Here is a 25,871-nt window from a genome sequence, read left to right as displayed (position 1 = left end):
CGGGCCGCCGGAGGGGGAGGCGGGGTGCGCGCCGGTCGGCGGGGGAGTGGGTTCAGGCATCGAGGGCCTCTTCCGCGTCGAGGTCGCGCGCCAGCAGCGCCGCCAGCGCGTCGAGCGCCTCGTCCGCGCCGGGCCCGTCGGCCTCCAGGGTGACCTCCGTCCCCTGGACGACCCCCAGGGACAGCACGCCCAGCATGCTCTTGGCCGGTACGGCCCGCTCCCCGGCGCGGATCGTCACCGCCACCCCCGTCCTGACCGCCGCTTGCACGAACAGCTTGGCGGGACGGGCGTGCAGGCCGCTGGCCGAGGCCACGACCACGGTTCGCTGTGCCATGGCAGACTCCTAGGGCTCGATCGTGACCTTGATGGCCGCGCCCCGGCTGACCAGGTCGATGCCGTCCAGCACCCGCGGCAGCGGCAGCCGGTGGGTGATCAGGTCCGACACCACCACCGCCCCCTCGGCCACCAGCCGCAGCGCCTGCGCGTTGTCGGCCGGGCTGGAGCCGTTCGCGCCGACGATGCTCAGCTCCCGATAGTGCACCAGGTTGGAGTCGAGCGCGATGACCGGGTCGTCCTTCGGCAGGCCGCCGAAGAAGCTGACGCGGCCCTGCCTGGCGGCCATCCGCACGGCCTGTTCCTGTGCCGCGCCCGAGGCCGCCGCCGTGATCACCACGTCGGCGCCCCGGCCGCCGGTGAGCTTCAGCACCTGCTCGACGGGGTCCGCGTCGATGGCCGCGTCGGGACGCACCAGCTCCGCGGCCATCGCCAGGCGCCCCGCGTTGACGTCCACGAGGAACACCCGGGCCGCCCCGCGCGCCCGCGCGAGGCGTACGTGCAGGCAGCCGATCGGGCCCGCGCCCATCACCACGACGTCGTCGCCGGGCCCGACGCGGGCCAGCGTCTGGCCGTTGAGCACGCACGCCAGCGGCTCGGCCACCGACGCCTCCGCGAACCCGACGCCGTCGGGAATGGCGTTGACGCCGTCCACGGCGATCACCTTCGCCGGGACGATCAGGTACTCGGCGAAGCCGCCGTCGTAGTGGTAGCCCATCGACTCCTGGTTCGGGCACACCGTACGCCGCCCGCGCAGGCACTCGCCGCACGTGCCGCACGGGATGGCGGCGATCACCTGCACGCGTGCCCCGGTGCCGACGACCTCACCGGCGATCTCGTGGCCCATCACCCGTGGCGGCACGATGTGGTGGTGGCCGTGCTTGAAGATCTTGGCGTCGGTGCCGCACGTCGAGCAGTTCCGTACGCGGATCTTCAGCTCACCGGGACCGGCGACCGGCTCGGGCGCCTCCTCGATCCTGATGTCGCCGGGCGCGTGGAAACGCGCGACCTTCATGTCAGCTCCTTCATCACCTGGGAGACCTCGGTGGCCTCACGCAACGCCTTGGCGCGGTCGGGGTCGAGCAGGATCTCGGCCAGCGCCGCCAGCAGCAGCACGTGCCCGTCGTCCTTGGCCGCGATGCCGACGCAGAGCGTGACCCGCTCGCCGTCCCAGTCGACGCCGCCGGGGAAGCGCACCACGCAGATGGCGTCGCGCTCGATCGTCCCCTTGGCGGCGGCGGTGCCGTGCGGGATGGCCACGCCCTCGCCGACGTAGGTGGAGATCGTCCGTTCGCGTTCGAGCATCGCCTCGACGTACGACTCGGCGACCGCGCCCACCTCGACCAGCGCCCGCCCGCACCGGCGGATGGCCGCCGTGCGGTCGGGGGCGCTCTCGTGCAGCAGCACGGCCCGCGGGTCGAGCAGGTCGTCACGCATCGACCGTGCCGCCGTTCTTGATCGTGTTCACCAGCCGGGTCACCGCCGGGTCGCCGAGGAAGATCTGGAACGACACCAGCACCTTCCCCGGCGCGGCGGCCCTGGCGCGCGCGGCCAGGCCCGCGTGGCACACCACCACGTCGGCGTCGCCGGGGATCGAGTTGACCGGGGTGTGCTCCACCGTGACGCCGGTGTCCTTGAGCTGCTTCTTGAGCTGGGACGCGAGCATCACGCTGCTGCCCATGCCCGCGTCGCAGGCCACGATGATCTTGTGGATGTCCTTGCTGTCGATGCCGGCCATGGTCAGGCCTCCTTACTGGCGGTTCGGGTGGCGGTCTCGGGGGCGGACTCTGGAGTGGGTTCCGGGGCGGGCCCAGCGGCGGGCCCAGCGGTGGGGACAGCGGCGGATTCCGCGGAGGGGGCGGACTCGTCGGAGCCGGACGTCTGCGCGTCCTCGGCCTTCTCGCCTCGCCCGAAGCCGAGCAGAAGCGCGGCCACGGCGAACGTGACGCCCGTCGCCACGAGGATGCCCAGGCTGGAGCCGAGCCATCCGCCTCTCGGAGTGACCGCGATGTAGGCGAAGATGCTGCCCGGCGAGGGGGTGGCGACCAGCCCGGCCCCCGTCACCATGAACGTGAACACCCCGGCCGCGCCGCCCGCGATGACGGCCAGGATGAGGCGGGGCTTCATGAGGACGTACGGGAAGTAGATCTCGTGGATCCCGCCGAAGAAGTGGATGATCATCGCGGCGGGCGTGCTCGGCCGCATCGCCCGCGGCCCGAACAGCAGGTACGCCAGCAGCAGCCCGAGCCCAGGACCCGGGTTCGACTCCAGCATGAACAGGATCGACTTGCCCTGCTCGGCGGCCTCCGCCACGCCCAGCGGGCTCAGGACGCCGTGGTTGATGGCGTTGTTCAGGAACAGCACCTTGGCCGGCTCGATCAGCAGCGAGGCGATCGGCAGCAGGTTGTTGACGATCAGCCACTCGACCGCGTTGCCCGCGCCCGTGGTGACCGTCTGCACGATCGGGCCGATGCCCAGCATGCCGACCACGGCCATCGCGCCGCCCACGATACCGGCGGAGAAGTTGTCCACCAGCATCTCGAACCCGGCTTTGGTTCGCTCCTCTGTGAACTTGTCCACATATTTCAGGATCAAGGCGGTGAGCGGGCCGATGATCATCGCGCCGAGGAACATCGGGGCCTCTGTGCCCACCACGACGCCCATCACCGCCACGGCGCCCACGACCGCGCCGCGTTGCCCGTGCACCATCCGGCCGCCGGTGTAGGCGATGAGGACGGGCAGCAGGGTCGAGATGATCGGGCCGACCATCTTCGCGAGCGTCTCGTTGGGCAGCCAGCCCGTCGGGATGAAGAGCGCGGTGATCAAGCCCCAGGCGATGAACGCGCCGATGTTCGGCATGATCATGCCGGCCAGATGGCCACCGATGCGCTGGATGGTGGCCCTGACCCCGGTTCCGGTGACCGGGGGAGTATAGGTGTCGGCCATGGGACGTGCTCCTTTTGGGGGATGAGCGTGAGCAGTCGCTTGCGGGCGGCTCGGGCAGGGAATCGACGGCGGAAAGCGGGTGACGGGTTCCTGGACTGGTGGTGTGGAGTGTTCCTGGGACTGGTTGCGAAGGCTGGGTTCTGGACGGGGTCGCGGAAGGCTACGGGAGGGTCGCGGGGACGGCGGTGGACAGAGGGCGGTCGGGGTCGGGCGGCTGGACGGTGACCGCCCCTGAGTCGATGTGGGCCGGGCCGGGCATGCGGCTGCCTGGCTGGCCCACCGCGGCGGCGCCCCAGGCCAGCGCGAGCGCCAGCGCGTGCGGCCCGTGCCCGCCCGCGGCCAGGAAACCGGCCAGCATGGCGTCCCCGGCGCCCACCGAGCTGCGGGGTTCGGTCACGGGCGCCTCGCCGTACCAGATGCCGCCCTCCTCGACGAGCACCGCGCCGTCGGCGCCCAGGCTGGCCAGCACCGTACGCGCCCCGGCGGCCCGCAGCTCGCCCGCCGCCACGGCCACGTCGCCCAGGCGGCGGATCGTCATGCCGGTGGCCGCCGACAGCTCCTCCAGGTTCGGCTTGACCAGGGCGGGCGAGGCGCCGAGCGCGCGGGACAGCGCCGGGCCGCTGGTGTCGACGGCCACGTGGATCCCGGCCTCGGCGAACCTCCGGCACAGGCGGGCGTAGACGTCGGCGGGCACCTCGGGCGGCAGGCTGCCGGAGGCCACCACCCAGTCCGCACCCTGGCCGTCGGAGTGCGCGGCGGCCAGCACGGCCTCGGCGATCGTGTCGAGCTCGGCCGGTGACAGGGCGGTGCCCGGTTCGTTGACCTTGGTGATGGTGCCGTCGGGCTCGGCGAGCGTGACGTTCGACCGGGTCGGGCCCGCGACCGGGACCGTCACCATGTCCAGCCCCTCCGCGGCCAGCAGGCGGACGAGCTGTCTGCCCTCGTCCCCGCCGTACGGCACCACCGCCCGGCTCGCCACCGCGTTGGCCAGCAGGGCACGTGAGACGTTGACCCCCTTGCCGCCGGGGTCGAGGCGGGCGGTGGCGGCGCGGATGACCGTGCCCCGGTCGAGGGAGGCGATCTCGATCGTGCGGTCGAGGCTGGGGTTCAGGGTCAGGGTGAGGATCACGCCCTGATCACCTCCGGGCCGGCCGCCGCCAGGTCCGCGGCGAGCGTCGTGTCGAGCCCGGTGTCGGTGATCACCACGTCGATCTCGCCCAGCTCCGCGAACGTGGACAGGTACGTGTTGCCGAACTTCGTGTGGTCGGCCAGCAGCACGCTGCGCTGCGCGGCCTTGACCATGGCCCGCTTGATCGCCGCCTCGGCCGGGTCGGGGGTGGTCAGTCCCCGGGTCGGCGAGCAGCCGTTGGTGGCCATGAACGCCACGTCCACGTTCAGGTAGGACAGCGGGCGCAGCGCCCAGTCGTCCACGGTGGCCAGCGTCTTGCCGCGCACCCGGCCGCCCAGCATGATCACGTGCAGGTTGGCGCGCGCGGCCAGGGCGGTGGCCAGCGGCGGGGAGTTGACCACGACCGTCAGCTCCCGGTCGGCGGGCAGCACCTGCACCAGGCGGCCCGTGGTGGTGCCTGCGTCGATGATCACGGACCCGTCCTCGGGCAGCTCGGCCAGCGCCGCCTTGGCGATGCGTTCCTTCTCGGCCGTCAAGACCTCGTCGCGGGTGGCCAGCGCGGGCTCGAACCCCAGCCGCTCGACGGGGATGGCGCCCCCGTGCACGCGGCGCAGCACGCCCGCCCGCTCCAGCGACGTCAGGTCGCGGCGGATCGTCTCGGTGGTCACGTCGAGCTCGGCGGACAGCGTCACCACGTCGACGCGGCCCGCGGCCCGCGCTCTCCGCAGGATCTCCTGCTGCCGCTCCTCGGCGTACATGATGTTGGTTCACCGCCGTTTCTGGTTGGTTTCTTCTGTGTTTATACCTGCTTTCGTTGGGAGGTCAAGAGTGTGGCGCCGGAATCTGGTAGTTATAGCCGGGTGCGAATGAAGCCTCTGGCCCCCCTGTTCCTCACCGGCTCGCTCGTCGCCGGCGCGTTCGCGGTCCCCGCCCAGGCGGCCCAGTCCGCCCAGGGCGCTCAGCCCGCCCGCTCCGTCCAGGCGAAGCCGCCGGTGGTGCCCGCCGGGACGACGGCGGCGTGGGTGGTGTTCGACCGGCAGGCGGGCAAGATCGTCGCGACGCGGAACGCGCACAGGAAATACCGCTCGGCCTCGGTCGTCAAGATCCTCATCGCGATCGACTACCTTGAGGGGCGCAAGAGCGTGCCCGCCGCCGACGCCGCGCTGCTGAAGGTCATGCTGCGCTCCAGCGACGACGACGCCGCCACCACCCTGTGGAACCGTCTGGGCAAGGGGCAGATCATCGTCCGGCAGGCCCGTAAGCTGGGCCTGTCCGACACCACGCCGCCGCCCGCGGCCAAGCCGGGGTTCTGGGGCTACACCTCGCTCAGCGCGTACGACATCGTCCGCACCTACCGCTACCTGCTCGACCGGGCCGACACCCGCGTACGCGACACCATCCTCGGCCACCTCAGGCGCGCCACGCCGTGCGGCACCGACGGCTTCGACCAGACCTTCGGCATCCCCGACGGGGTGCCCAGGCCGTGGGCGGTCAAGCAGGGCTGGTCGGGGTTCGGCACGACGCCGCCGGTCAGGTGCGGCGGCGACGCCAGGGCCGCCGCGGCGCCGATCTCGTGGATCGCCCAGCGGGCCTCGGGCTCGGGCGTGCCCGACTACGGTCGGCCGGTGCTGCACACGACGGGCCTGGCCGGGCAGGGCGACCGCTACGTCATGGCGCTGCTCACCGCCCACCCGGCCGGCGGCACGTGGAACGCCTCGGTCAAGCGCGTCACCACGCTCACCCGCGACCTCTACCGCAGCGTCACGGGCTGACCACCGCCCGCCCGCCCGGCCGCGGGCCACGGGCGAACGCGCGGATCCGTTCGGACGGGCGCGTGGCTCCCGGACGGGCGCGTGCCTACCGGACGAACGCGAACATCGGCTCCTGCGCCACCAGCGGCACGGGCGGCCCGGTGTAGCGGTGCACCCCGACGCCGTAACCCGTGCCCTCGCCCTCGACGCCCACCCGTTCGAACCCGCCGTCCTCGAACCAGTCGCAGATCCGCGGCACCAGGTCGGGCTCGGAGCGGCCCCTGGTCCAGATCACCATCGTCCCGGGGGCGCAGAGTTGGGGCAGCGTGGCGATCGTCCGGCGGATGTCGCCGTCGGTGATGTTCCCGAACACCCCGCAGACCATCACGAGGTCGGCGGGCACCGCCCCGGCGTACGCCTGCGGCAGCGCCGCGTCCCCGCACACCACCTCGGCCCCCTCGGGGGCGGCGGCCCTGGCGGCGGCCGCGTTGCGCTCGTCCAGCTCGTCGAGCAGCGCCCGCACCCGGCCGCGCCGGGGGTGGGCGGCCAGCACGGGCAGCAGGTCGCGCCCCTGCCCGGCGCACAGGCTCACCACCCGCGAGGCCCCCTCGTCGAGGGCCGCCGCGACCCACCTCCGCACCGCGTGCAGCCGCTGCCCCAGGGACGAACCCGGCTGATCGTAGTAGTCGTGCCACCTGACCCAGTCGCGCTCTGTCATGATCGTTGATCCTCGTCGAGGACGGCGAGGCCGGCAAGTGCCTCGATCAGGGGCCGGCGGTCCGGGCGGCGGCCTGTTCCTGTTCCAGGCGGACCTTCTTCGGCACGCACATCCGCCACGCCTCCAGCACCAGCTCCCGCATCTCCCCGGCGTCGATGGCGGACACCCGCGCCACCACCCAGTTGAAGCGCAGGTCCGACTCTCCCGGCAGGAGGAACTTCGCCGGCTCGGCCGCCACCAGGGCGGCGCGTTCCTCCTTGGGGAAGCCGAAGCCCATCAGCGTCTCGTCCCGCGAGAACGCCACGTAGACGATTTTGCCCAAGCGGAACTTCACGCGGTCGCGGATGAGGTGCTCCGAGGAGCGCGGGAGCGTGCGCGCGAACCGCCGTACGTCGTCGACCGTGACCACGCGGCCACGTTACCGCTCAGCGGTTGGCCTCGGCGGCCGAGATGTCGGCGAGGGCGGAGTTCGGGTCGCGTTCGAGTGCCAGGTCGCCCAGGCTCACGACGCCGACTGCGCGGCCGTCCTCGACCACCGGCAGGCGGCGTACGGCGTGCGTACGCATGAGCCGGACGGCCTGCTCGATGCTCGTGTCCGGGCCGATGGCCTCGACGGACGGGCTGCACGCCTCGCGTACCGGGGTGTCCGGGCCCCGCTCGTCGGCGACCACGCGCACGGTGATGTCGCGGTCGGTGACGATGCCCATCAGGCGGCCGTTGTCGTTGACGATGATCGCCCCGGTGTCGTGGTCGCGCATGAGCGTGGCCGCGACGGACACCGGGTCGTCGGCCTCGACCGTCGCCGGGTGGGACGTCATCACATCTGCCACGGTCTTCGCCATGGGATCCTCCTGAGGGTCGGTCCAGCCGACCTCTACCCGGGCGGATCCGCGTTTCACGGGACTTTGTCGGTTATCTGGGTATGGCGGGCGTGTCCGGCCTGTGCGCCGCGCGTGCCTTGACCGGCACCGGCCGGTTGTCCCGGCTGGAGCGCCCCTGCTGGAGCGTTCCCGCCGCCAGCCGGATCTCGTCGAGCAGCAGCGTCAGGTCCGCCTCGGTCGTGTCCGGGTGCAGGAAGCAGGCCCGCAGCGCCGCCCGCCCGCCCAGCCGGGTGCCGGTGAGGAAGACGTTGCCACGGGCCTGGACGGCGCCGGGAAGGGCCAGGTTGAGCCGGTCGAGCGCGTCTTCGTCAAGGGCCGCCAGGTCGAGCCCGTCTTCGTCGCGGATGGCCGGGGTGAGCCCGTCGGCGTCCGGGACGGCCCGGTCGGGCGCGTCGGCGCGCGGGACGTGCCGGAAGGCCGTGATCGAGGTGGCGACGGGGGCGAGCAGCTCGAAGTCGGGCGCCTCCTCGACCAGGGCGGCGAGCGTACGGGCCAGCCCCGCCGTGTGGTTCACCAGGCGCGCGACCCCCGAGCGGCCCAGGTGCGACAGGGTCGCCCAGGTCTTCAGCGCGCGGAACGGGCGGGTCTGCTCCGGCCCGTACTCGGCGAACCAGCCCAGCTCGCCCGCGTTGTCGTCGACCAGGTACGACGGCACCAGGCTGAACGCCGCCCGCGCGGCGCCCGGGTCGCGCAGCAGCGCGCAGCCGCAGCCCACCGGCACCCCGAGCCACTTGTGCGGGTCGAGGGCCAGCGAGTCGGCCCGTTCCATCCCCAGGAAGCGCGCCGCCGCCCCGTCGGCCAGGACGCCCAGCGCGCCGTAGGCCCCGTCCACGTGGAACCAGAGCCCGTGCTCGGCGGCCACATCGGCGATCTCGTCCAGCGGGTCGACCGCGCCGGAGTTCACGGTGCCCGCGCTGCCCGCCACGCAGAACGGCCGCAGCCCGGCCGCGCGGTCCTCGACGATCATGGTGCGCAGCGCGGCCACGTCCATCCGGTACGCCGCGTCCACCGGCACCGTACGCACGTGCCGTGCCCCGAGGCCCAGGAGCTGGACGGCCTTGTGCAGGCAGCTGTGCCCCTCCTCGGTGACGTACAGGACCATGCCCGGCCGCCCCGACAGCCCCTCCTCGCGGGCGTCCCAGCCGTCGGCCAGCGCGGCCCGCTGGCGGGCGGCGGCCAGGCAGATGATCGTGGCCATGGACGCGCCGCTGGTCAGCAGCCCGCCGCCGGGCGGGTGCGGGAAGCCGACGAGCCCGGCCAGCCAGCGCACCACCGCGCGCTCCAGGTGCGGCCCCGCGTGGTCGCCGCCCGCGCAGCTCGGGTCCAGCGCGGCGGCCAGCGGCTCGACCAGCACCCCGGCGGGGTTCGGGGGCGAGTTCACCCAGCCGAAGAAGCGCGGGTGACCGTTGCCCATCGGGTAGGGCAGGACGTGCGCCCGCGCGTCCTCCAGTAGTTCGTTGAGCCCGCGCCCGTGCTCGGGGAGGTCCTGGCCGCTCAGCCAGGACCGCTCGCCGTCGGGCACCGGCCGCCACACCGGCCCGGCGGCGACGCCGTCGAGATGGTCGGCCACGATCGTGGCGGCCTTCGCTCCGGCCCGGCGCAGCTCATCCATCGGCCGATCCCCCCTGTGGTTCGTGGTGCCCGGCTCCGCCCAGCTCCATGGCCAGGTAGTAGACGCAGTCGGTGGTGCCGTCGTTGGCGAAGGCGTGGCGGCACTCGCCCGGGTAGTACGCCGAGTCGCCCGCCGCCAGCGCGTACGGTCTGCCGTCGATCGTCAGCCGCAGGCCGCCGCGCTCGACGGCGAGGTACTCCCGCGAGCCCGGCGCGTGCGGCGCGAACTCGCCCGCGTCCACGCCCGGCCCGATGGTCGTGCGCATGAACTCGAACTCCACCTCGCCCAGCACCGGCGACAGCACCCGCCGCTCCCAGCCGGACGGGTCGCGCAGCACCCGCTGGTCGGCGTGGCGCAGCACCCGCATCGCACTGTGCGCGGGCTCGTCGAGCAGCCGGGAGATCGACGTGCCCAGGGCCGTGGCGAGCCGGTCGAGCACCAGCACCGTCGGGGTCTTGGCGCCCCGTTCGACGTCGGAGACCATGCTCCTGCTGATGCCGCTCAGCTCGGCCAGCCGCTCGATGGACAGCCCGCGCGCCCGCCGCTCCCCGCGCACACGCCGCCCCAGCTCGGCCATGGACAGCCCGCTGGAGAGAATCCCTTCGCCTGACATTCCTCCACTATAGCGGTGATGTGTCCGCTTTAGTGGATTTTGCCGCCTCGTACGCGGCCAGCACCTGCTTGCGGCGCTTGGCCGGCAGGCGGTCGATGTAGAGCTGCCCGTCGAGGTGGTCGGTCTCGTGCTGCAGGCAGCGGGCCAGCAGGCCGGTGCCCTCGACGGTGACGGGCTCGCCATCGGCGTCGAACCCGCGCACCGTGGCGCGGTCGGGGCGGGGGAGCGGGGCGTACTGGCCGGGGACCGACAGGCAGCCCTCGTCGTCGGCGTCGAGCCGCCGCTCGCCGAGGCCGGGCAGCTCCAGCTCGGGATTGACGACGACGCCCTTGTGCCGCTCCCCGTCGGCGTCGGGGCAGTCATAGACGAACACGCGCAGCGGCACGCCGATCTGGTTGGCGGCCAGGCCCACGCCCTCGGCCGCGTACATGCTCGCGAACATGTCCGCCACCAGCGCGGCCAGCTCGCCGTCGAACCGGGTGACCGGCTCGCACGGGTGGTGCAGCACCGGGTCACCCACGTGCACGATCGGCCGGACCTCTCCCACGACCAACGCCCCTCCTGATTGCGAACGATTCGCAACAAGTTTACGAGCGGCTGACGGCGGCTCGGTCGCGTCTCGTATGTCGATACGTTCTTTCTTGAATAATGAGATGTCGTTAGAGTGGTCGGCACGTTCACAGAACCGAGGAAGAACGAGGGAGTTCGCCGATGGACGCCGTGTACACGCATGGCCACCACGAGTCCGTGCTGCGCTCGCACCGCTGGCGCACCGCCGGCAACTCGGCCGCGTACCTGCTGCCCCACCTCAGGCCGCACATGAAGCTCCTTGACGTGGGCAGCGGGCCGGGCACGATCACCGCCGACCTGGCGGCGCTCGTCCCCGACGGGCACGTGACGGCGTCCGAGGTGAGTGCACAGGCTCTCGACCTGGCCAGGGCCGAGACCGCGGCCAGAGGGTTGACGAACGTGGACTTCGCCGTGGCCGACGTGCACGCGCTCGGTTTCCCCGATGACACGTTCTGCGTGGTGCACGCCCATCAGGTGCTGCAGCACGTGGGCGACCCCGTACGGGCGCTGCGGGAGATGGGGCGGGTGGCCAGACCGGGCGGCCTCGTGGCGGCCCGCGACAGCGACTACTCCGCCTTCGCCTGGTACCCGCGGCTGCCCGCGCTGGACGAGTGGATGGCGCTCTACCAGAAGATCGCCCGGGGCAACGGGGGCGAGCCGGACGCGGGGCGGCGGCTGCTGTCGTGGGCCCGCGCCGCCGGGTTCGACGACATCACCGCCACCTCCTCCACCTGGTGCTTCGCCACGCCCGAAGACCGGGCGTGGTGGGGCGGGATGTGGGCGGAGCGGATCCTGCGCTCGTCGATGGCCGAGCAGGCACTGGCCAGCGGCGCGGCCACGGAGTCCGACCTGCGGCGCGTCTCGGAGGGGTGGCTGGAGTGGGCCGCCGACCCGGACGGCTGGATCTCACTCCTGCACGGCGAGATCGTCTGCCGCGTCACCACCTGACCGTGTCTACCTGACCGTGCCCACCTGACCGTGCCCACCTGATCGGGGGCACCGTCGGGGTGCTCCGGAGGGCGGGTGGCTCAGAGGCCGAGGGTGCGGGCGCGCTGCCACTGTGGGTCGCGGTAGAGGACCATGTCCGAGCCGATCATCTCGTCGGGCGCGGACAGCATGGTGATCTCGCCCGCGGCCTGCAACTGCAGCAGCAGGTCGCGCACCCTGGGACCGACCGGCAGGCGGCCCGTGGGCAGCCCCAGCCCGTTGCGCACCGTGTCGGCGATCTCCGACAGGTGGAACGGGCCGTCGAACCCCGCCACCACCCCGCGCACGACGGTCATCGTGATGAGATGCTCGGCCTCGGCGTGCGCGAGCTGCCAGGTGATCTGCTCGCGCCGCCGCCCGGTGCCCGCGCAGCCCGTGCAGTCACGCGTCAGGCCGGGCGCCGCCTCCTCCGCGGCCGTGCCGAGGCACACCGAGCACATCCCGTTCTCGGCGGCGTGCAGCTCGGCGGTCATCCGGCCGCCCAGCAGAACCCCGCAGCCACAGGCGAACGCGTCACCGAGGATGCCGGTCTGGGGGAAGATCGCATGCTTGGTCACCGGGCCGACTCTACCGGCGCCGACGCCACCTCCGTCCGGCAACCCCGGACGCCGTCCCCGCTCGTCGGCGCTCGCACCCGGCAGGACCAGAGCCCCGGCCTCCGAACGCCCGCACTCGCCCGCACCCGAGCGCCCGCACCGGCCGGACCCGGTTACCCTCGGACGTCGGCCAGGCCGTGCAGGCGGCGCAGGGCCTTGCGGGCCGCGGCCGACACCCGTTCGTCCGGATGGTGGTCGATGAACACCCGCAGCACCTGCCCCGTCCACGGGTGGTCCCCGAACGCCAGGATCGCGATCGTGCCCGCCTGCTCCTCCGCGTCCATCCCCATGGCGATCGACTCGATCACCTCGCCCGTCTCGCCCCCGAACTCCAGCAGCGCCGCCGCCATGTCCACCAGCACCCACGCGATCTCGTCCGGCGCGGGCTGCCGCTCCTCGCGGCCGGTCCTGGCCGCGATCAGCGCGCCCAGCCTGGGCTCCTCCAGCAGCCGGGCCAGCGCCCGCCGCCCCTCCTCCCCGAGGTCCGACGTCAGCAGCTCCACCCCGACCGCCCTGCTCAGCGGGCTCACCGCGCCCAGCGCGGAGGCGAGCTGGGCCGCCGCCTCCGAGGCGTCCCAGCCCTTGAGCCATCCGGCCAGCTCCTCGCCGCGCTCGGCCTCCGGGTAGGCCCGCAGCCCGTGCAGCAGCGTCGCCGCGTCGGCGTCCGCGAGCGAGCCCATGACCGGGACGTCCTGCCCCGTGGTCTCGACGATGACCTGCCGCGCCGCCCACAGCCCGAGCCAGCTCAGCGTGTACGGCTCCGCCTGCCGCACCAGCCCCAGCCCCGTCAGCGCGGCGGGCGCCCCGCCCTGGAGCGGCTCCCTGGACAGGAACATCCTGATCAGCTCGAGCAACAGCCCTTCGTCCTCGGCCAGCAGGGCCCGGCAGTGGTCCAACCAGACGGCCAGCACCTCCGCGTCGTCGCCCTCCGGCTTCAGCTCCGCCGCCAGAGGAGCGGCGCGTACGGCCGCCGCGAGCGTGGCCTCGGCGGGCAGCCGGATCGGGGGCTGCAGGGGCAGTGTGTCGTCGGCGTAGGAGCTCACTAGCCCATCCTGTCGCGATATCTCCGTTAAAGTATCCGCAGACACCGAAAAGTCGGAAGAAAGGAGGCGCTGAGGTGATCGGTATCAGGCCGGGCGCGCGCCGCGCCCGAATCTTCTGCTTCTCGGAGGAACCATGCGTTTCCGTACCGCCGTCGAGGACGATCTAGACCGCCTGCTCGGCTGCGTCGTCGACGAGTCCATCAGTTGGTCGCATCCCGAGCGGCTGCTGTCGTTCTTGGAGGGCGGCGACTACCGCTTCGCCCACATCTGGCTGGCCGAGGACGAGCCGACCGGCGAGATCCTGGCCCGCGCCGTCTGGTGGAGCTTCCCCGACGCCGACAGGCCGCTCGCGCTCGACTGCCTGTACGTCCACCCGTCCGTCGCCGACCCCGTGGGACTGGCCGCCGAACTGCTGAACCGGGCCCACGCCGCCTACGGACAGGCGCCCGACTACCACGTCTTCCTGTCCAACGGCTGGCGCGACGACCCCAGGGCGAGCGCCGCCATCGCCTGGCGCTGGGCGGCCGCCGGACGCGCCGGGCTCACCGAGGAGCTCGAACGCCTCCGCTACGCCTGGACGGCGGGCGACGCCCCCGTGCCCGAGCCCTCCGACCGGCTGGTGTTCCTGGGGAATGACGACGACGAGGCGTTCGTCGCGGCCTTCCGCAGGGTGGCGGCCGGGACGCTGGACGCCCACACCCGCCGGGCCCTGACCGTCACGGACCCGGAGACGCAGGCGCGGGAGGACGTCGGCGACTACAGGTCGATGCCCGGGGACCGGACGTGGTGGCGGCTGGCGTACGACGCGGGCGGGGACCTCGTGGGCGTCGCCCTGCCGTCGGCCAACAACGCCGGGCCCGTCGTGGGCTACCTGGGGGTGGTGCCCGAGCGGCGCGGCCACGGGTACGTCGACGACCTGCTCGCGGAGATCACCCGCAGCCACGCCGCGCGCGGGGTGCAGCGGATCGTCGCGGACACGGACGCGGGCAACCTGCCCATGGCGCGGGCGTTCGAACGGTCCGGTTACCGCAACTTCGCCGTACGGATGGTGCTGTCGCCCAATGGCGTGAACGCGTGATGTGCGGCGCCCCGGCCGTCCCGCATCGTTGATCACATGACGTGGGACACAGAGAAACTCGACCTCGACGCCTACCTGTCCAGGATCGGGTACGACGGACCGCTCGCCCCGACGGCGCGGACGTTGCGCGAGGTCCACCTGGCGCACGTGCGCGCCATCCCTTTCGAGAACGTCGACGTGGTCCTCGGCCGGGGCGCCCTTCTCGACCTGGGGGCGCTGCAGGACAAGCTGGTGACGGGCGGGCGCGGCGGCTACTGCCACGAGCACAACCTGTTGTTCGCCGCCGCGCTGGAACGCCTCGGCTTCACCCTGACCCGGCATCTGGCCAGGATCCGGCTCGGCCGCCGCCACCTGCCCCGCTCGCACGCCACGCTCACCGTCGAGGCGGACGGGCGCACGTGGCTGGCCGACGTCGGCTTCGGCGGGGAGGGGCTGGTCGAGCCGATCCCGTTCGAGGAAGGGGCGGAGCTGACGTCCGGCCCTTGGCGGTGGAGCCTGGGACGGGACGGAGACTTCTGGGTGCTGCACGCCGGAGACACGGAACTGTACGCCCTCCGCCCCGACGAGCCGCACTTCCCCAGCGACTTCGAGGTGGCGAACTTCTACGTGGCCAACAGCCCGCGTTCGCCGTTCGTCCGGCACGTGGCGGTGCAGCGGACCACGGCCGGGGAACGGATCCGGCTGGAGGACGTGACGTTCGCCGACGCCGGGGAACTGGCGGAGTGGCTAGGGAGGGAGATCGGCATCCAGCTCACCGACCAGGACGCCCAAGCCCTCCTACCCCACCTCCACCCCTGAACCCCACCCCTGAAACCCAGGCCCCGCCCCGACCTCGCCCGCCCCGGCCCCGACCCGACCGGCCCCGACCCGACGCCGCCTCACCGGGGGGACGTCGGAGGGGGACACACCGCATGACATCGGCGTCCCTCAGGGGTGTGGCTTTCAGGGGGTGGCGGGGCCGGGCGGTTCGTGGGCGAGGACCTGACGGGTCAGCTCCACCCGACTGTTCACGCCCAGCTTGGCGAAGGCATGGCGGAGGTGGGTGTCGATGGTGTGCGGCGACAGGAACAGGGCGGCCGCCGTCTCCCTGTTGGTCATGCCCTGCGCGACCAGCCGTACCACGCGTAGCTCGGCCGCGGTCAACGCCGCCCACCCGCCGCCGGGCCTGCCCGGGTGCGCGGCGCCGCTCCGTACGGCGCCGCAGGCCCGGTAGACCTCAAGGGCCTCGTCGTGCCGCCCCGCCTCCTCCAGCGCCGCCGCCAGCCCGAGGGGCCGCGGTCCAGCCCGGTACAGCTCGATGGCCTCCTCCAGCCGTCCCTCGGCGTGCGCGGCCCCGGCCGCCAGGGACACGTGGCCGGGATTGCGCCGGGCCAGGTCGCGTACGCACTCCACGACCCCGGGCACCGCCCGTGCCCGCGCCGCCAGCCATGGCTCCCGCACGATCAGGTACGTCAACGCCTCGCCCCGCCCGAGCCCGGCCGCCGGAGGAGCGTGGCCGCCATACCGGCGAAGTTCCTCGATCACCCGGCCAAGCTCCTCCGCCACCAGGCCAGGACCGTCGCCCGCCAGCTCCCGTCCCCGCTCCAGGAAGCCCCGCGCCGCCTGCGGCTCGTTCCGTAGCAGGGCCACGTGCCCGAGCACGCCCAGCAGCGCCGGTGCCAGGGCCATGGCCGAGAGCCGCTCGGCCACCCGCAGCCCCGCCTCGGCCTCGGCCGCCGCGTCGTCGAGGCGTCCCCAGGCCAGCAGCAGATCGGCCCTGAACCGGTGCAGCAACGGCATCGCCCAGGCCGTACCGAGCCGTCCGGACTGCTGCTCGACCACCGCGTACGCCTCGCGCGCCGCCTCGAACCGGTCCAACGCCGTCAGCGCGGCCCCCAGCCACAACCGCGGATGCCGATGGGCCGTCTCTCCGCCCGCCGCGTCCGCCAGGTCCACCGCCCGCCGCGCGTGCCGCAGCGCGTCACGCAGGTCGCCCCTCAGGAGCGCCACGGCGGACCGCGCCTGCAACCCCACGACCTGCGCGAACACCTCGCCCTCCGCGACCGCCGCCGTAGCCGCGGCGTCGGCCGCGTCGATCTGGCCGGTCATCGTCAACGCGTGCGCCCGTACGGCCAGCAGCCGGGCCCGCTCCCGCACCGGTACGCCGGGCAGCGCCAGCACCCGGCCGGTCCGCTGGATGACGCCCTGGTCGTCGCCCGCGTGCTTGAGCGCCTCGGCCAGCCCGAGCGCGATCCCGGCCGCCTCAGCCGCGCTGACGGGGACGCCGTGCGCGTCGGCGACCTCCCGCGCCTCCCCAAGCCTCCCCGCAGACGCCAGCAACCGCACCACCCCACCCACCACCACCCCAACCCCGCCCTCAACCCCGCCCTCAACCCCGCCCCCAGCCTCGCTTCCAGCCCCGATCCCGGCCTCGCCCTCAGCCCCGATCCCGAGCCCGCCCGCAGTCCCGCCGTCACCTGCGGCCCCGCCACCCATGAGGAGCCCGCCACCCACGAGGAGATCGCTGTCCGCAAGCAGATCGCTGTCCGCGGGGAGATCGCTGGGTGTAGCCGGGGTCGAATTGCCGTGTTCACCGGGTCTCCAGCCTGCCAGTTCCAGGGCACGCAGCATCAGGTCGGCGGCGGCCGAAGGGGCCGTCGCCGTCATCTCCGCGGCGGCGGCCCGAAGCTCCTGTACGGCCGCCGCGTCCCCCACACGGGCTCCGTGCCGCAGGTGTTCGGCCAGCTCCGCCGGTGGGCGGCCCTCTCGCCGGAGCACGGATGCCGCCTCCCGATGCAGGGCGGTCCTGATCGCCGCCCCGAGCCCGCCGTACACCGCCTCCCGGATGAGGTCGTGCCGGAACGCCAGCCGGTCGCCCTCACCCACCAGGGCCCCCGCGCGTACGGCCTCCTCGACCTGCCCGGACAACCCGCCGGGCGCCATCCCCAGCACCCCCGCGGCCTCGTGCACGGAGAACGGCCGCCGCAGCACCGCACCCACCTCCAGCAACCGCCGCGCCTCGCCCGACAGGTCCCGCAACCGCCGCTCCACCGCCGCGACGAACCCCGTCGGCAGCCCACCGGCAGCTCGGCCCATGCCGAACGCGCCCGATTCCCCCGGCCCACCGGACTGCCCACCTCCACGACCGCCCGAGCCGTCCCGCACCGAGCCGCCCCTTACCGAACCGCCCCGCACCGAGTCACCCCGCACCGAGCCGCCCGTGATCGAGGCCACGCCGTCGAGCACCGAGACGCGGCCATCCGCCAGCAGCCCGTTCAGCACCTCCACCAGGAGGAACGGGTTGCCACCCCCGGCACGCGCCAGCTCCAGCACCGACGCGCCCGGCCGCGCCCCGAGCACGCGCTCGCACAGTTCGGCCGCCTCGTCCGGGCTGAGCGGTGGCAGCGGCAGCCGCCGCGCCCCTTCCGCGATCATCCGCTCCACGGCCTCCTGCTCCGGGAGCGGTCGCCGGGCCAGCAGCCACACCACCGGCGATCCGGCCGGTCCTGGCACGAGCTGCCGCAGCGCCAGGCACGTCAGCTCGTCGGCCCACTGCACGTCATCGAGCACGATCATCAGCGGTCGGGAACGCGTGAACCGGTCGATCACCTCACCGAGCCGCTCGATCGCCGCGAAGCCACCACCGCCCGCGTTGAAGCCGCCACCGCCCGCCGAGAAGGCACCACCGCCCGCCGCCAAGCCGTCACCACTCGCCGTGAAGCCGCCATCGCCGGAGCCGCCACCGCCCGCCGCGTTGAGCGTGCCTACGGTGCCGAGCGCCCGGGAGAGCGTGGACAGCGGAGCGACCCGGTCCAGCTCCGTGGCCCGCCCGTACGCCACCGCGAACCCGCGCGCCCGCCCCCGCCGCACCGCCTCGTCGAGCAGGCGGCTCTTGCCGATCCCGGACGGCCCTTCGACCACCACGCACCCGGACCCCGCGGCCAGAACCTCCTCGACGACCCCCAGCGCCTTCTCCCGGCCCACCAACGTCACACCTGGAATTGTGCGTCCTCGCCGTCGCGGGGGGCGCATGCTCCCCTCACCGGTGCGACGGCAGCCCGCTCACAGGTGCTCCTCGCGCACGCCGATCAGGAACTCCTCCACCCGCCCCCGCTCTGGCAGCTCCGGCAGGACGCTGGGCGCGGCGGCCAGTTCGGCCGAGAGCGCGGCCCGCCACCTCTGCACCTCGTCCCAGGGCACCTCCCCGCGCCGGATCGCCAGCAGGCGCTCCCGGTGGGCCGCCATCGCGACCAGCGGCTCCCCGTGCCGTACCAGGTGCAGGCCGCTGAGCAGCAGCCGCACCATGTGCATGGCCTGCTTCCAGTTGGGCCGCTCCGGGTCGAGACGGCGGAACTGGGCCTCGGCGTAGCCGATGAACGACCGCTGCGCCCGTTCCGACAGGAACGCCTCCCGTAACTCCCGCAGCCGCCGCCCGGCCGGGGTGATCACCTCCACGATGGGCGACCAGAGGCACTCCAGGACGGTCGGGTTCGCGTCGAGTGCCAGGCGGCAGAAGCGCTCCACCTCCCAGGAGAACTGCTCGGGCAGCGGCCCGTCCCGATGCGTGGCCGGTTTGTCCAGCCGCCAGAACGCCGAGGTGGGCGCCACGAACACGCCACGCCGGTCGGTGTCGGAGCCGTCGGTGTCCAGCCCGTACGCCCTCGACCCCACCACCACGGAAAGGATCATGTCATCGCTCACCCGTCATATCTTGCGCTATGAGGCCGGCGGCTGTTCTGATCGACAAGTGAGCGGTTTCAACGAGGTCTACCGGCGCAGCATCGACGAGCCCGAGGCGTTCTGGGGCGAGGCGGCTCTCGGGATCGACTGGGACGTGCCGCCCGCCACCGTCCACGCGCAGGGCCGCTGGTTCCCCGACGGGCGGCTCAACACCTGCCACAACGCCCTCGACCGGCACGTCGCCCAGGGGCGCGGCGAGCAGGCGGCGCTGATCCACGACAGCCCGGTCACCGGCGTCGTGCGCGTCTTCACCTACGCCGAGCTGCTGGAGCAGGTGGCCAGGACGGCGGGCATGCTGCGCGGCCTCGGCGTGACGGCCGGCGACACCGTGGTGATCTACATGCCCATGGTGCCCGAGGCGGTGGTCGCGATGCTGGCCTGCGCCCGGCTCGGGGCGGTGCACTCGGTGGTGTTCGGCGGGTTCGCGGCCGGGGAGCTGGCCGTGCGGATCGACCACGCCCGGCCCAAGGTGGTGCTGTCGGCGTCCTGCGGGATCGAGCCCACCCGGGTGGTGGCCTACAAACCGCTGCTCGACGACGCGCTGGAGCAGGCCGCGCACCGGCCGGCCCACTGCGTGGTCCTCCAGCGGCCCCAGTGCGCGGCGGAGCTGACGCCGGGCCGCGACCTCGACTGGGCGGCGGCCGTGCGCGCCGCGGAACCGGCCGGGTGCGTGAGCGTGGCCGCCACCGACCCGCTCTACATCCTCTACACCTCCGGCACGACCGGCTCGCCCAAGGGTGTCGTGCGCGACAACGGCGGGCACGCGGTGGCGCTGCACTGGAGCATGTCCCACGTGTACGGGGCCGCGCCCGGCGAGGTCTACTGGGCCGCCTCCGACGTGGGCTGGGTGGTCGGCCACTCCTACATCGTCTACGCGCCGCTGCTCGCGGGCTGCACGACCGTCCTGTACGAGGGCAAACCCGTCGGCACCCCCGACCCCGGCGCGTTCTGGCGGGTGGTGGCCGAGCACGGCGTACGTACGCTGTTCACCGCCCCGACCGCGATCCGCGCCATCAAAAAAGAGGACCCTTCCGGCAATTTCGCGAAAAAGTGGGACCTGTCCGGGCTGCGGTACCTCTTCCTCGCCGGTGAACGACTCGACCCCGACACCTACCACTGGGCCTCCGACCTGCTCGGCGTCCCTGTCATCGACCACTGGTGGCAGACCGAGACCGGCTGGCCGATCGCCGCCAACTGCGTCGGCATCGAAGCGCTGCCGCTCAAGCCCGGCTCGCCCACCAGGCCCGTGCCCGGCTGGGACGTGCACGTCCTCGACGCCGACGGCCGCGACTGCCCGCCCGGCACCGAGGGCGCCGTCACCGTCAGGCTGCCGCTCCCGCCCGGCTCCCTGCCCACCCTCTACCGCGACGACGAGCGCTTCACCCGCTCCTACCTCGACCGCTACCCCGGCCACTACCTGACGGGCGACGGCGGCCACCTGGACGAAGACGGCTACCTCTACGTCATGGGCCGCATCGACGACGTGATCAACGTGGCCGGGCACCGGCTCTCGACCGGCTCGATGGAGGAGGTCATCGCCTCCCACCCCGACGTGGCCGAGTGCGCCGTGATCGGCGTGGCCGACGAGCTGAAGGGGCAGCTCCCGATGGGGTTCGTGGTGCTGAAGGCGGGCGCGGAACGCGACCGGGACGAGATGGAGCGGGAGCTGACCGCCCTCGTACGCGAGCGCATCGGCCCGGTCGCGGCCTTCCGCCGCGCCGTGGTGGTGTCCCGGCTGCCGAAGACCCGCTCGGGCAAGATCCTGCGGGCCACGATGCGGGACATCGCCGACGGCAGGCCGTACGCGACTCCGTCCACGATCGAGGACCCGGCGGCGCTGCCGGAGATCGTACGGGCTGTGAAAGGAACATGACGGACGGGTAACGTTCAGATCGTCCTGGCGAAGGAGCGTGCGGGGATCGGGGCGTTCTGCGCATGATGGGACATCTCAGTCTCGGGAGGAGGCCATGATCGAAACCCCGAGCTACGCCGACGCCCTGAGGATTCTCGGATGCAAGGACGGCAGGCTCGTCAAGGTGATCGGGTTCGCCTCGGAGGCCGAGCGCACCGGCTGGGCGCTGGCCGGCGGCACCCGGCTCACCGCGAACCTGCGCGACATGCGCGACGGCATCGTCGCCTACGGCGAGGACGTCATGCGCCGCATGCCCGAGCTGAAGAGCGGTGTCGACCGGTTCACCCGCACCCAGCGGCTGGCCGCGGCGCACGCCGCGATCGTCGTGTCGGCGTATTTCGAGGCGCTCGGCGAGGCGAAGCTGCCGTTCACCCTCGACCGGCTCGACCGCCCCGAGCGCATCTCCCACGGCGTGCCGACGGCCGAACGGTTCGCCAGGCTCGTGGCCGGGCTGCTGCTGGAGCGGCTGCCCACGCCCGAGCCGCACCTGCCCTACTCCGAGACCCGCGCCGCCGTGGAACGTGCCTACCTGCGCATGTCGGAGGCCCTGGCCGGATACGTCGGCGGCCTGGCGCTCTGGGACGAGCTGTCCGTCGACGACCAGCTCCTGCTGCCCCGCCTGCTCGCCGAGGGGCCGCCCGCGCACGCGCTGCGCATCTATGAGGAGGACTACCGGTCGCTGGCGCTCGACAGCCACGAGTTCGGGGTGCGCAGCCTCGTCACCGAACGCCCGCCGCCCGCCACGGCGCTGTCGCGGGTGGCGTGGCTGCTGGCCGAGCTGGCCCCGCCCCGGGTCGGCGACCGTCCCATGATCCACCAGGTCAGGATGGCCGCCAACGCGCTCGACCAGCCCCTGCTCGTGGCCGGCAAGCTGCCCGAGGACGTCTCGCTGCCGCTGCTCGGCGAGGGCTACCTGAGCCCGCGCTGCCGGGTGGCCGAGCTGGCAGTCGAGTCCTCGCCCGCCCTGCGCGACTGGTGGGCCCGCCAGCGGCAGCTGCCGGACGCCGAGGCGTTCCTCGCCGGGCACCTCACCTCGCTGCGCGCCACCCAGGCGCCCCTGCTCGTGCTCGGCGAGCCCGGCTCGGGCAAGACCAAGCTGACCGAGGTGCTGGCCGCCCGGCTGGCCAGGTCGGAGTTCCTGCCGATCAGGGTGGAGCTGCGCGGCGTACGGGCGCGCGCGGGCGTCACCGAGCAGATCGAGCAGGCCGTGGCCGAGGTGCTGGGGGAGCAGGTCGCCTACGCCGACCTGGTGGCGGCGGCCGACGGCGCGCTGCCGGTGATCCTGCTGGACGGCTTCGACGAGCTGGTCCAGGGCAGCCTCAACCGCTACGACTACCTCGAACGCGTACGGGAGTTCCAGGCCAGGGAGGCCGGCCTCGGGCGGCCCGTCGCGGTCATCGTGACCAGCCGCACCGTCGTCGCCGACCGCGTACGCTTCCCCGACGGGCTGCTGGCCGTGCAGCTCCAGCCGTTCGACGACGACCAGGTGCGCCAGTGGCTCGACATCTGGGACCAGGCCAACCGCGCCCTGCTCGCCCGGCGCGACCTCAAGCCGCTGCCCGCCGCGGCGGCGCTCGTCCACGGCGAGATGGCCAGGCAGCCGCTGCTCCTGCTGCTGCTCGCGCTCTACGACGCCGGCGGCAACGCGCTGCAGCACGACCACGGCCCGCTGGGCAGGGCCCGCCTGTACGAGGTCCTGCTGCGCGACTACACCGAACGCGAGACCGGCGGCGTGCGCCGGGTCGCGATCGACCAGGAACTCGTCCTGCTCGGCGCCGCCGCCCTGTCGATGCTGGCCCGCGGCAGCCAGGTCATCACCGACGAGCAGCTCGAACGCGACCTGCCCGCCCTGTGCCACGGCGGCGAGGAGGGCCCCGACGACGAGGACGAGCGCGTCGACTGGGCGCGCAAGGCCACCGAACGCTTCTTCTTCGTGCGCCGCAGGGGCCACGCGTTCCTGCACTCCACCTTCGGCGAGTTCCTAGTGGCCTGGCTGACCATGTACGCGCTGCGCGACCTCGACCGGCGCCGCCGTCTGGCCGGGGACGAGCCACTCGCCCTCGTCCAGGCCGTGGACGACGACCTGCTCTACGCGGTCACCTCGCACTCCTGCGTGGCCGAGCGCGGGCCCACCGTCGGGTTCATCCTGGAGCTGCTGGACGAGGTGCCCTCGGCGGTGCGGGCCCGCTGCGTGGAACTGCTGACCGGGCTGCTGCACCGCGCCCTGCACGAGCGGCCCCGCCGCCACTTCACCGGGTTCCGGCCGGTACGCCACACCCTGACCCGCCGCCTGGCCGCCTACTCGGCCAACCTCACCGTGCTCATCGTCACCGCCTCCGAGGAGCCCGTACGGGTCTCGTCCATCCTGCCCGGCCCCGACCACCTGGAGCGCTGGTCCTCGCTCACCCACCTGTGGAAGGGCCAGCTCGGCCAGGAGGGCTGGAATGGGCTGGTCACCGCCCTGTCCGCGCACCGGGTGATGGCGGACGGGCAGGAGGACGTCGTACTCGGGGGCGGCACGGAGCCCACCGGCATGGGCGACGTCGTGGTCGCCGTCGCCACCGGGCACGCGCCCCGCCACCGGCGCCTGCTCGACCTGCTGCTGCGGGCCCTGGGGGACGGGCGCGCGCTGCCGTACCGGGATCGGGTGGCCATCCTGGAGGAGCTGCTGCGCACGGTCGCCGTACGGTCGCCGGCCATGCACCGGGCGCTGGGCGCCATGTGGCACGAGGAGGGGGCCGACCGGGGCGAGCTGCGCCCGCTGCTGCACGCCATGCTCGCCGACCCCGCCGACCGGATGGAGACGTGGGAACAGCTCGTCAAGGCGGGCATCCCCGAGACGGCCCTGTGGGAGATCCACCAGAGCGCGCTGATGCCCGGTGAGTGAGCGGCGGAGCGTGGGGCGGCGGGTCGCGGGGCGGGGTTTCCTGACGGATGGTTCTCCGGTCTGACCTTTTCGGAGGCTGACACCTGGGCTCAAATCTACGTAATATCCCAATATCACGAGCGTTGGGGGCGCCAGGGTGCCAGGACAGAACGTGGGTGTGGTCGTCGATCCGGCGGTGCCGCCGGAGGTTGCCGGACTGTTGCGTGCCAACGCCTCGTTGTTGTCCAGGGTCAGAGCCGGGTGGGTGCCGCCTCCGGTCGAGCCCGTGTCCCGCCCCCGCAGCCCCTCCACGGCCCTGCTGCTGGCCGCCACCCCCGTCGTGATCGCGCTCATGGCCGTCCTGCTGGCCACGCCGCCGCTGGCGCCCGCCGGGTTCGTACTGCTCGGCACGTACGTCTTCATCGTCCTGGTCAAGATCGCCTCCATCAACGAGGTCCCCGACGACGCCCGCCCCAACGAGCGCGGCGTGTACGAGCAGGCCCGCTGGTACGACGGCCGCTACCTGCTGCAGGAGGACTTCGACCACGAGGCCGCGCTCGTCCTGGCCAGGGCGCAGCGCGCGATCGGCTCGGTGCTGCGCTCCCACGTCAACGCCGAGGGCCTGCTCGACGACGCCCGCAACGCCGTCATGCTGCCCGTCCAGGAGTGGGAGATCGCCCGCCTGCTCGCCAAACTGTCGGCGCTGCGGCTGGAGCACCGCGAACTGCTGGCCAGAGGCATCGCCCCCGAGGTGGCCGCGGTGATCGAGCCGCTCGAACGGGCCCTGGTCAACAGCGAGGCCGCCGTGGTCGCCAGGGTGGAGGCGCTGGAACGTTACGCCGGCCACGTCGCCGAGGCCGAGCGCGCCTTTCACGCCCGCGGCCAGATCGAGGAGCTGCGCGCCAGGCTGCCCCGCTACGAGGAGCTGCTCGCCGAGTCGGGCGCCGACTCGCTGGCCGTGCCCGAGATCGAGCGGCTGACCGAGGACGCCGACCTCCTCGAACGCACCTTACGACGCAGCGTGGAGTCCGCCCACGAGGCGTTCCGCTACCTGGAGAGCTGACATTCGGACGGAAGGGCGCAGGGGAGGATCAGCGACGTGGCCGGACGTCCCGCGAAAGTGATCGTCGACCCTGACGTGCCCGCCGACACCGCCGCCCTCCTGCGGGACAACCGCAAACTCCTCCTGCGCGTGCTGGCGGGCTGGGTGCCCGAGCACAAGCACCGCGCGGCCCCGGTGATCGGCCGGATGGTCAGGCTGGCGGCGATCGTGACGGCCCTGGCCGCGGCGGTCTACGGGCTGGCGCTGTTCGTCGCCGAGCGTTACACGCCCTTCGCGGTGATCATGACGGGGTCGGCCCTGCTGACCGTCGGCGTCCTGCTCAGGCCCAGGCCCGACGCCGAGGTGGAGCGGCGGCACGCGCTGGAGCGCGACGTCTACGAGGCCGCCGTCCGCAACGAGGGCCGCTACGTCCTGCGCGACCGGCTCGACGAGCCCGCCAGGAGCCTCATGGCCCGCGCGCAGACCGCCATCGACCAGGTCATGGGCTCCAGCGTGAACGCCGAGGGGCTGCTCGACGACGTACGCAACGGCGTGATGCTGCCCGCCCAGGAGTGGGAGATCGCCCGGCTGCTGGCCAAGCTGTCCGGGCTGCGCGCCGAGCACCAGGAGGTCGTCTCCGAGGGCGTCACGCCCGAGGTGGCCGCCGTGGCGTCGCCTCTGGCCCACGCACTCGACAGCAGCCAGCGGGCGGTGCTGGCCCGCGTCGAGGCCCTGGAGCGCTACGCGGGCCACGTGGCCGACGCCGAGCGCGCCTTCAGGGCCAGGAACCAGATCGAACGCCTCAGCGCCAAGCTGCCCCGCTACGAGGAGCTGCTCGCCGAGTCGGGCGCCGCCGGGTCGGCGATCCCTGAGCTGGGGCGTCTGTCCGACGACGCCGACCGGCTGGAGCAGGCGCTGCGCGACAGCGTCAGCTCGGCGCACGAGGCGTTCCGCTACCTGGCCCCGGGAAAACCCGGCGAGCCCGGCGAGCCCGGCGCGTAGGAGCCCGAGGCGGTGGGGGATTCGTGGCCGGCGGTCTGCAGGAGGAGGTCGCACAGGGCGTCGGCGGCGTCGA

The 25,871-nt window shown here is 73.3% G+C and carries 25 protein-coding genes; 8 read left to right on the top strand and 17 right to left on the bottom strand.

Features of this window, described 5'->3' with window-relative positions; genetic code table 11:
• Positions 1 to 52: 52 nt before the first annotated feature.
• The 7 genes from ABD844_RS11630 to ABD844_RS11600 all read right to left on the bottom strand — a co-directional run bounded on the left by ABD844_RS11630 (position 53) and on the right by ABD844_RS11600 (position 5,166).
• Positions 53 to 334, bottom strand: a complete 282-nt coding sequence (locus ABD844_RS11630) for an HPr family phosphocarrier protein (protein WP_344875909.1) — start codon at positions 332 to 334, stop codon at positions 53 to 55.
• Positions 335 to 343: 9 nt separating this feature from the next.
• Entirely contained in the window at positions 344 to 1,348 is a 1,005-nt protein-coding gene (locus tag ABD844_RS11625) for a zinc-dependent dehydrogenase (RefSeq protein WP_344875907.1), read from the bottom strand.
• Complete coding sequence (locus tag ABD844_RS11620) at positions 1,345 to 1,770, bottom strand: PTS mannitol transporter subunit IIA (RefSeq protein WP_344875905.1); 426 nt, start codon at positions 1,768 to 1,770, stop codon at positions 1,345 to 1,347. Before ABD844_RS11620 ends, ABD844_RS11625 begins: the two co-directional genes overlap by 4 nt.
• Entirely contained in the window at positions 1,763 to 2,071 is a 309-nt protein-coding gene (locus tag ABD844_RS11615; protein WP_344875903.1) for a PTS sugar transporter subunit IIBC family protein, read from the bottom strand. Before ABD844_RS11615 ends, ABD844_RS11620 begins: the two co-directional genes overlap by 8 nt.
• A 2-nt stretch (positions 2,072 to 2,073) precedes the next feature.
• Entirely contained in the window at positions 2,074 to 3,279 is a 1,206-nt protein-coding gene (gene mtlA / locus ABD844_RS11610) for a mannitol-specific PTS transporter subunit IIC (RefSeq protein ID WP_344875901.1), read from the bottom strand.
• A gap of 160 nt (positions 3,280 to 3,439) precedes the next feature.
• On the bottom strand, positions 3,440 to 4,408 hold the full coding sequence (gene pfkB, locus ABD844_RS11605) for a 1-phosphofructokinase (protein WP_344875899.1): 969 nt from the start codon (positions 4,406 to 4,408) through the stop codon (positions 3,440 to 3,442).
• Complete coding sequence (locus tag ABD844_RS11600; protein ID WP_344875897.1) at positions 4,405 to 5,166, bottom strand: DeoR/GlpR family DNA-binding transcription regulator; 762 nt, start codon at positions 5,164 to 5,166, stop codon at positions 4,405 to 4,407. The genes pfkB and ABD844_RS11600 overlap by 4 nt, the downstream gene beginning before the upstream one ends.
• A 108-nt stretch (positions 5,167 to 5,274) precedes the next feature.
• Here ABD844_RS11600 and ABD844_RS11595 point away from each other — a divergent pair, with 108 nt between their 5' ends.
• Positions 5,275 to 6,180 (top strand): D-alanyl-D-alanine carboxypeptidase family protein, encoded by a 906-nt coding sequence (locus ABD844_RS11595; protein ID WP_344875895.1) that lies wholly within the window; start codon positions 5,275 to 5,277, stop codon positions 6,178 to 6,180.
• 85 nt (positions 6,181 to 6,265) lie between these two features.
• Here ABD844_RS11595 and ABD844_RS11590 read toward each other — a convergent pair whose 3' ends face one another.
• From ABD844_RS11590 to def, 6 genes are all read right to left on the bottom strand, one after another.
• Complete coding sequence (locus tag ABD844_RS11590) at positions 6,266 to 6,877, bottom strand: SAM-dependent methyltransferase (RefSeq protein ID WP_344875893.1); 612 nt, start codon at positions 6,875 to 6,877, stop codon at positions 6,266 to 6,268.
• A 46-nt stretch (positions 6,878 to 6,923) separates the two neighbouring features.
• Positions 6,924 to 7,286, bottom strand: a complete 363-nt coding sequence (locus tag ABD844_RS11585) for an MmcQ/YjbR family DNA-binding protein (protein WP_344875891.1) — start codon at positions 7,284 to 7,286, stop codon at positions 6,924 to 6,926.
• Between the two features lie 16 nt (positions 7,287 to 7,302).
• On the bottom strand, positions 7,303 to 7,719 hold the full coding sequence (locus tag ABD844_RS11580) for a CBS domain-containing protein (RefSeq protein WP_344875889.1): 417 nt from the start codon (positions 7,717 to 7,719) through the stop codon (positions 7,303 to 7,305).
• 70 nt (positions 7,720 to 7,789) lie between these two features.
• Positions 7,790 to 9,370 carry a pyridoxal phosphate-dependent decarboxylase family protein gene (locus ABD844_RS11575; protein ID WP_344875888.1) on the bottom strand — a complete coding sequence of 527 codons (1,581 nt, stop codon included), beginning with the start codon at positions 9,368 to 9,370 and terminating at the stop codon, positions 7,790 to 7,792.
• Positions 9,363 to 9,983: a helix-turn-helix domain-containing protein gene (locus ABD844_RS11570; RefSeq protein ID WP_344875886.1), complete on the bottom strand. Its 621-nt coding sequence runs from the start codon at positions 9,981 to 9,983 to the stop codon at positions 9,363 to 9,365. Before ABD844_RS11570 ends, ABD844_RS11575 begins: the two co-directional genes overlap by 8 nt.
• Before the next feature lie 7 nt (positions 9,984 to 9,990).
• Positions 9,991 to 10,530, bottom strand: a complete 540-nt coding sequence (gene def, locus ABD844_RS11565) for a peptide deformylase (protein WP_344875884.1) — start codon at positions 10,528 to 10,530, stop codon at positions 9,991 to 9,993.
• A 164-nt stretch (positions 10,531 to 10,694) separates the two neighbouring features.
• Here def and ABD844_RS11560 point away from each other — a divergent pair, with 164 nt between their 5' ends.
• Positions 10,695 to 11,501 (top strand): methyltransferase domain-containing protein, encoded by an 807-nt coding sequence (locus tag ABD844_RS11560; protein ID WP_344875882.1) that lies wholly within the window; start codon positions 10,695 to 10,697, stop codon positions 11,499 to 11,501.
• A gap of 80 nt (positions 11,502 to 11,581) precedes the next feature.
• On the opposite strand, the gene ABD844_RS11555 is transcribed toward ABD844_RS11560, so the two are convergent.
• Entirely contained in the window at positions 11,582 to 12,097 is a 516-nt protein-coding gene (locus ABD844_RS11555) for a hypothetical protein (RefSeq protein WP_344875880.1), read from the bottom strand.
• A gap of 152 nt (positions 12,098 to 12,249) precedes the next feature.
• Complete coding sequence (locus tag ABD844_RS11550) at positions 12,250 to 13,179, bottom strand: hypothetical protein (RefSeq protein WP_344875878.1); 930 nt, start codon at positions 13,177 to 13,179, stop codon at positions 12,250 to 12,252.
• Between the two features lie 133 nt (positions 13,180 to 13,312).
• Between ABD844_RS11550 and ABD844_RS11545 the strand changes: the two genes are divergently transcribed.
• Together ABD844_RS11545 and ABD844_RS11540 are read left to right on the top strand one after the other, a co-directional pair.
• Positions 13,313 to 14,257 (top strand): GNAT family N-acetyltransferase, encoded by a 945-nt coding sequence (locus ABD844_RS11545; protein ID WP_344875876.1) that lies wholly within the window; start codon positions 13,313 to 13,315, stop codon positions 14,255 to 14,257.
• Positions 14,258 to 14,293: 36 nt separating this feature from the next.
• A complete protein-coding gene (locus ABD844_RS11540) occupies positions 14,294 to 15,055 on the top strand; it encodes an arylamine N-acetyltransferase family protein (RefSeq protein ID WP_344875874.1) in 762 nt (253 codons plus the stop codon).
• Positions 15,056 to 15,199: 144 nt separating this feature from the next.
• Here ABD844_RS11540 and ABD844_RS11535 read toward each other — a convergent pair whose 3' ends face one another.
• Positions 15,200 to 18,229, bottom strand: coding sequence for a helix-turn-helix transcriptional regulator (locus ABD844_RS11535; RefSeq protein WP_344875872.1), 3,030 nt, complete (start codon positions 18,227 to 18,229; stop codon positions 15,200 to 15,202).
• Between the two features lie 69 nt (positions 18,230 to 18,298).
• Positions 18,299 to 18,937: a nucleotidyltransferase domain-containing protein gene (locus ABD844_RS11530; protein ID WP_344875870.1), complete on the bottom strand. Its 639-nt coding sequence runs from the start codon at positions 18,935 to 18,937 to the stop codon at positions 18,299 to 18,301.
• 46 nt (positions 18,938 to 18,983) lie between these two features.
• Here ABD844_RS11530 and ABD844_RS11525 point away from each other — a divergent pair, with 46 nt between their 5' ends.
• From ABD844_RS11525 to ABD844_RS11510, 4 genes are all read left to right on the top strand, one after another.
• A complete protein-coding gene (locus ABD844_RS11525; protein ID WP_344875868.1) occupies positions 18,984 to 20,849 on the top strand; it encodes a propionyl-CoA synthetase in 1,866 nt (621 codons plus the stop codon).
• A gap of 94 nt (positions 20,850 to 20,943) precedes the next feature.
• On the top strand, positions 20,944 to 23,775 hold the full coding sequence (locus ABD844_RS11520; RefSeq protein ID WP_344875866.1) for an NACHT domain-containing protein: 2,832 nt from the start codon (positions 20,944 to 20,946) through the stop codon (positions 23,773 to 23,775).
• 151 nt (positions 23,776 to 23,926) lie between these two features.
• On the top strand, positions 23,927 to 24,817 hold the full coding sequence (locus tag ABD844_RS11515) for a hypothetical protein (RefSeq protein WP_344875864.1): 891 nt from the start codon (positions 23,927 to 23,929) through the stop codon (positions 24,815 to 24,817).
• 36 nt (positions 24,818 to 24,853) lie between these two features.
• Positions 24,854 to 25,798: a hypothetical protein gene (locus tag ABD844_RS11510; RefSeq protein WP_344875862.1), complete on the top strand. Its 945-nt coding sequence runs from the start codon at positions 24,854 to 24,856 to the stop codon at positions 25,796 to 25,798.
• The last annotated feature ends 73 nt before the right edge of the window (positions 25,799 to 25,871 follow it).

Origin of the sequence: Nonomuraea antimicrobica (assembly GCF_039536965.1) — a bacterium.
GTDB lineage: Bacteria > Actinomycetota > Actinomycetes > Streptosporangiales > Streptosporangiaceae > Nonomuraea > Nonomuraea antimicrobica.
Note: the sequence above shows the minus strand (reverse complement) of the source record. Positions and strands in the feature narration are given on the sequence as shown.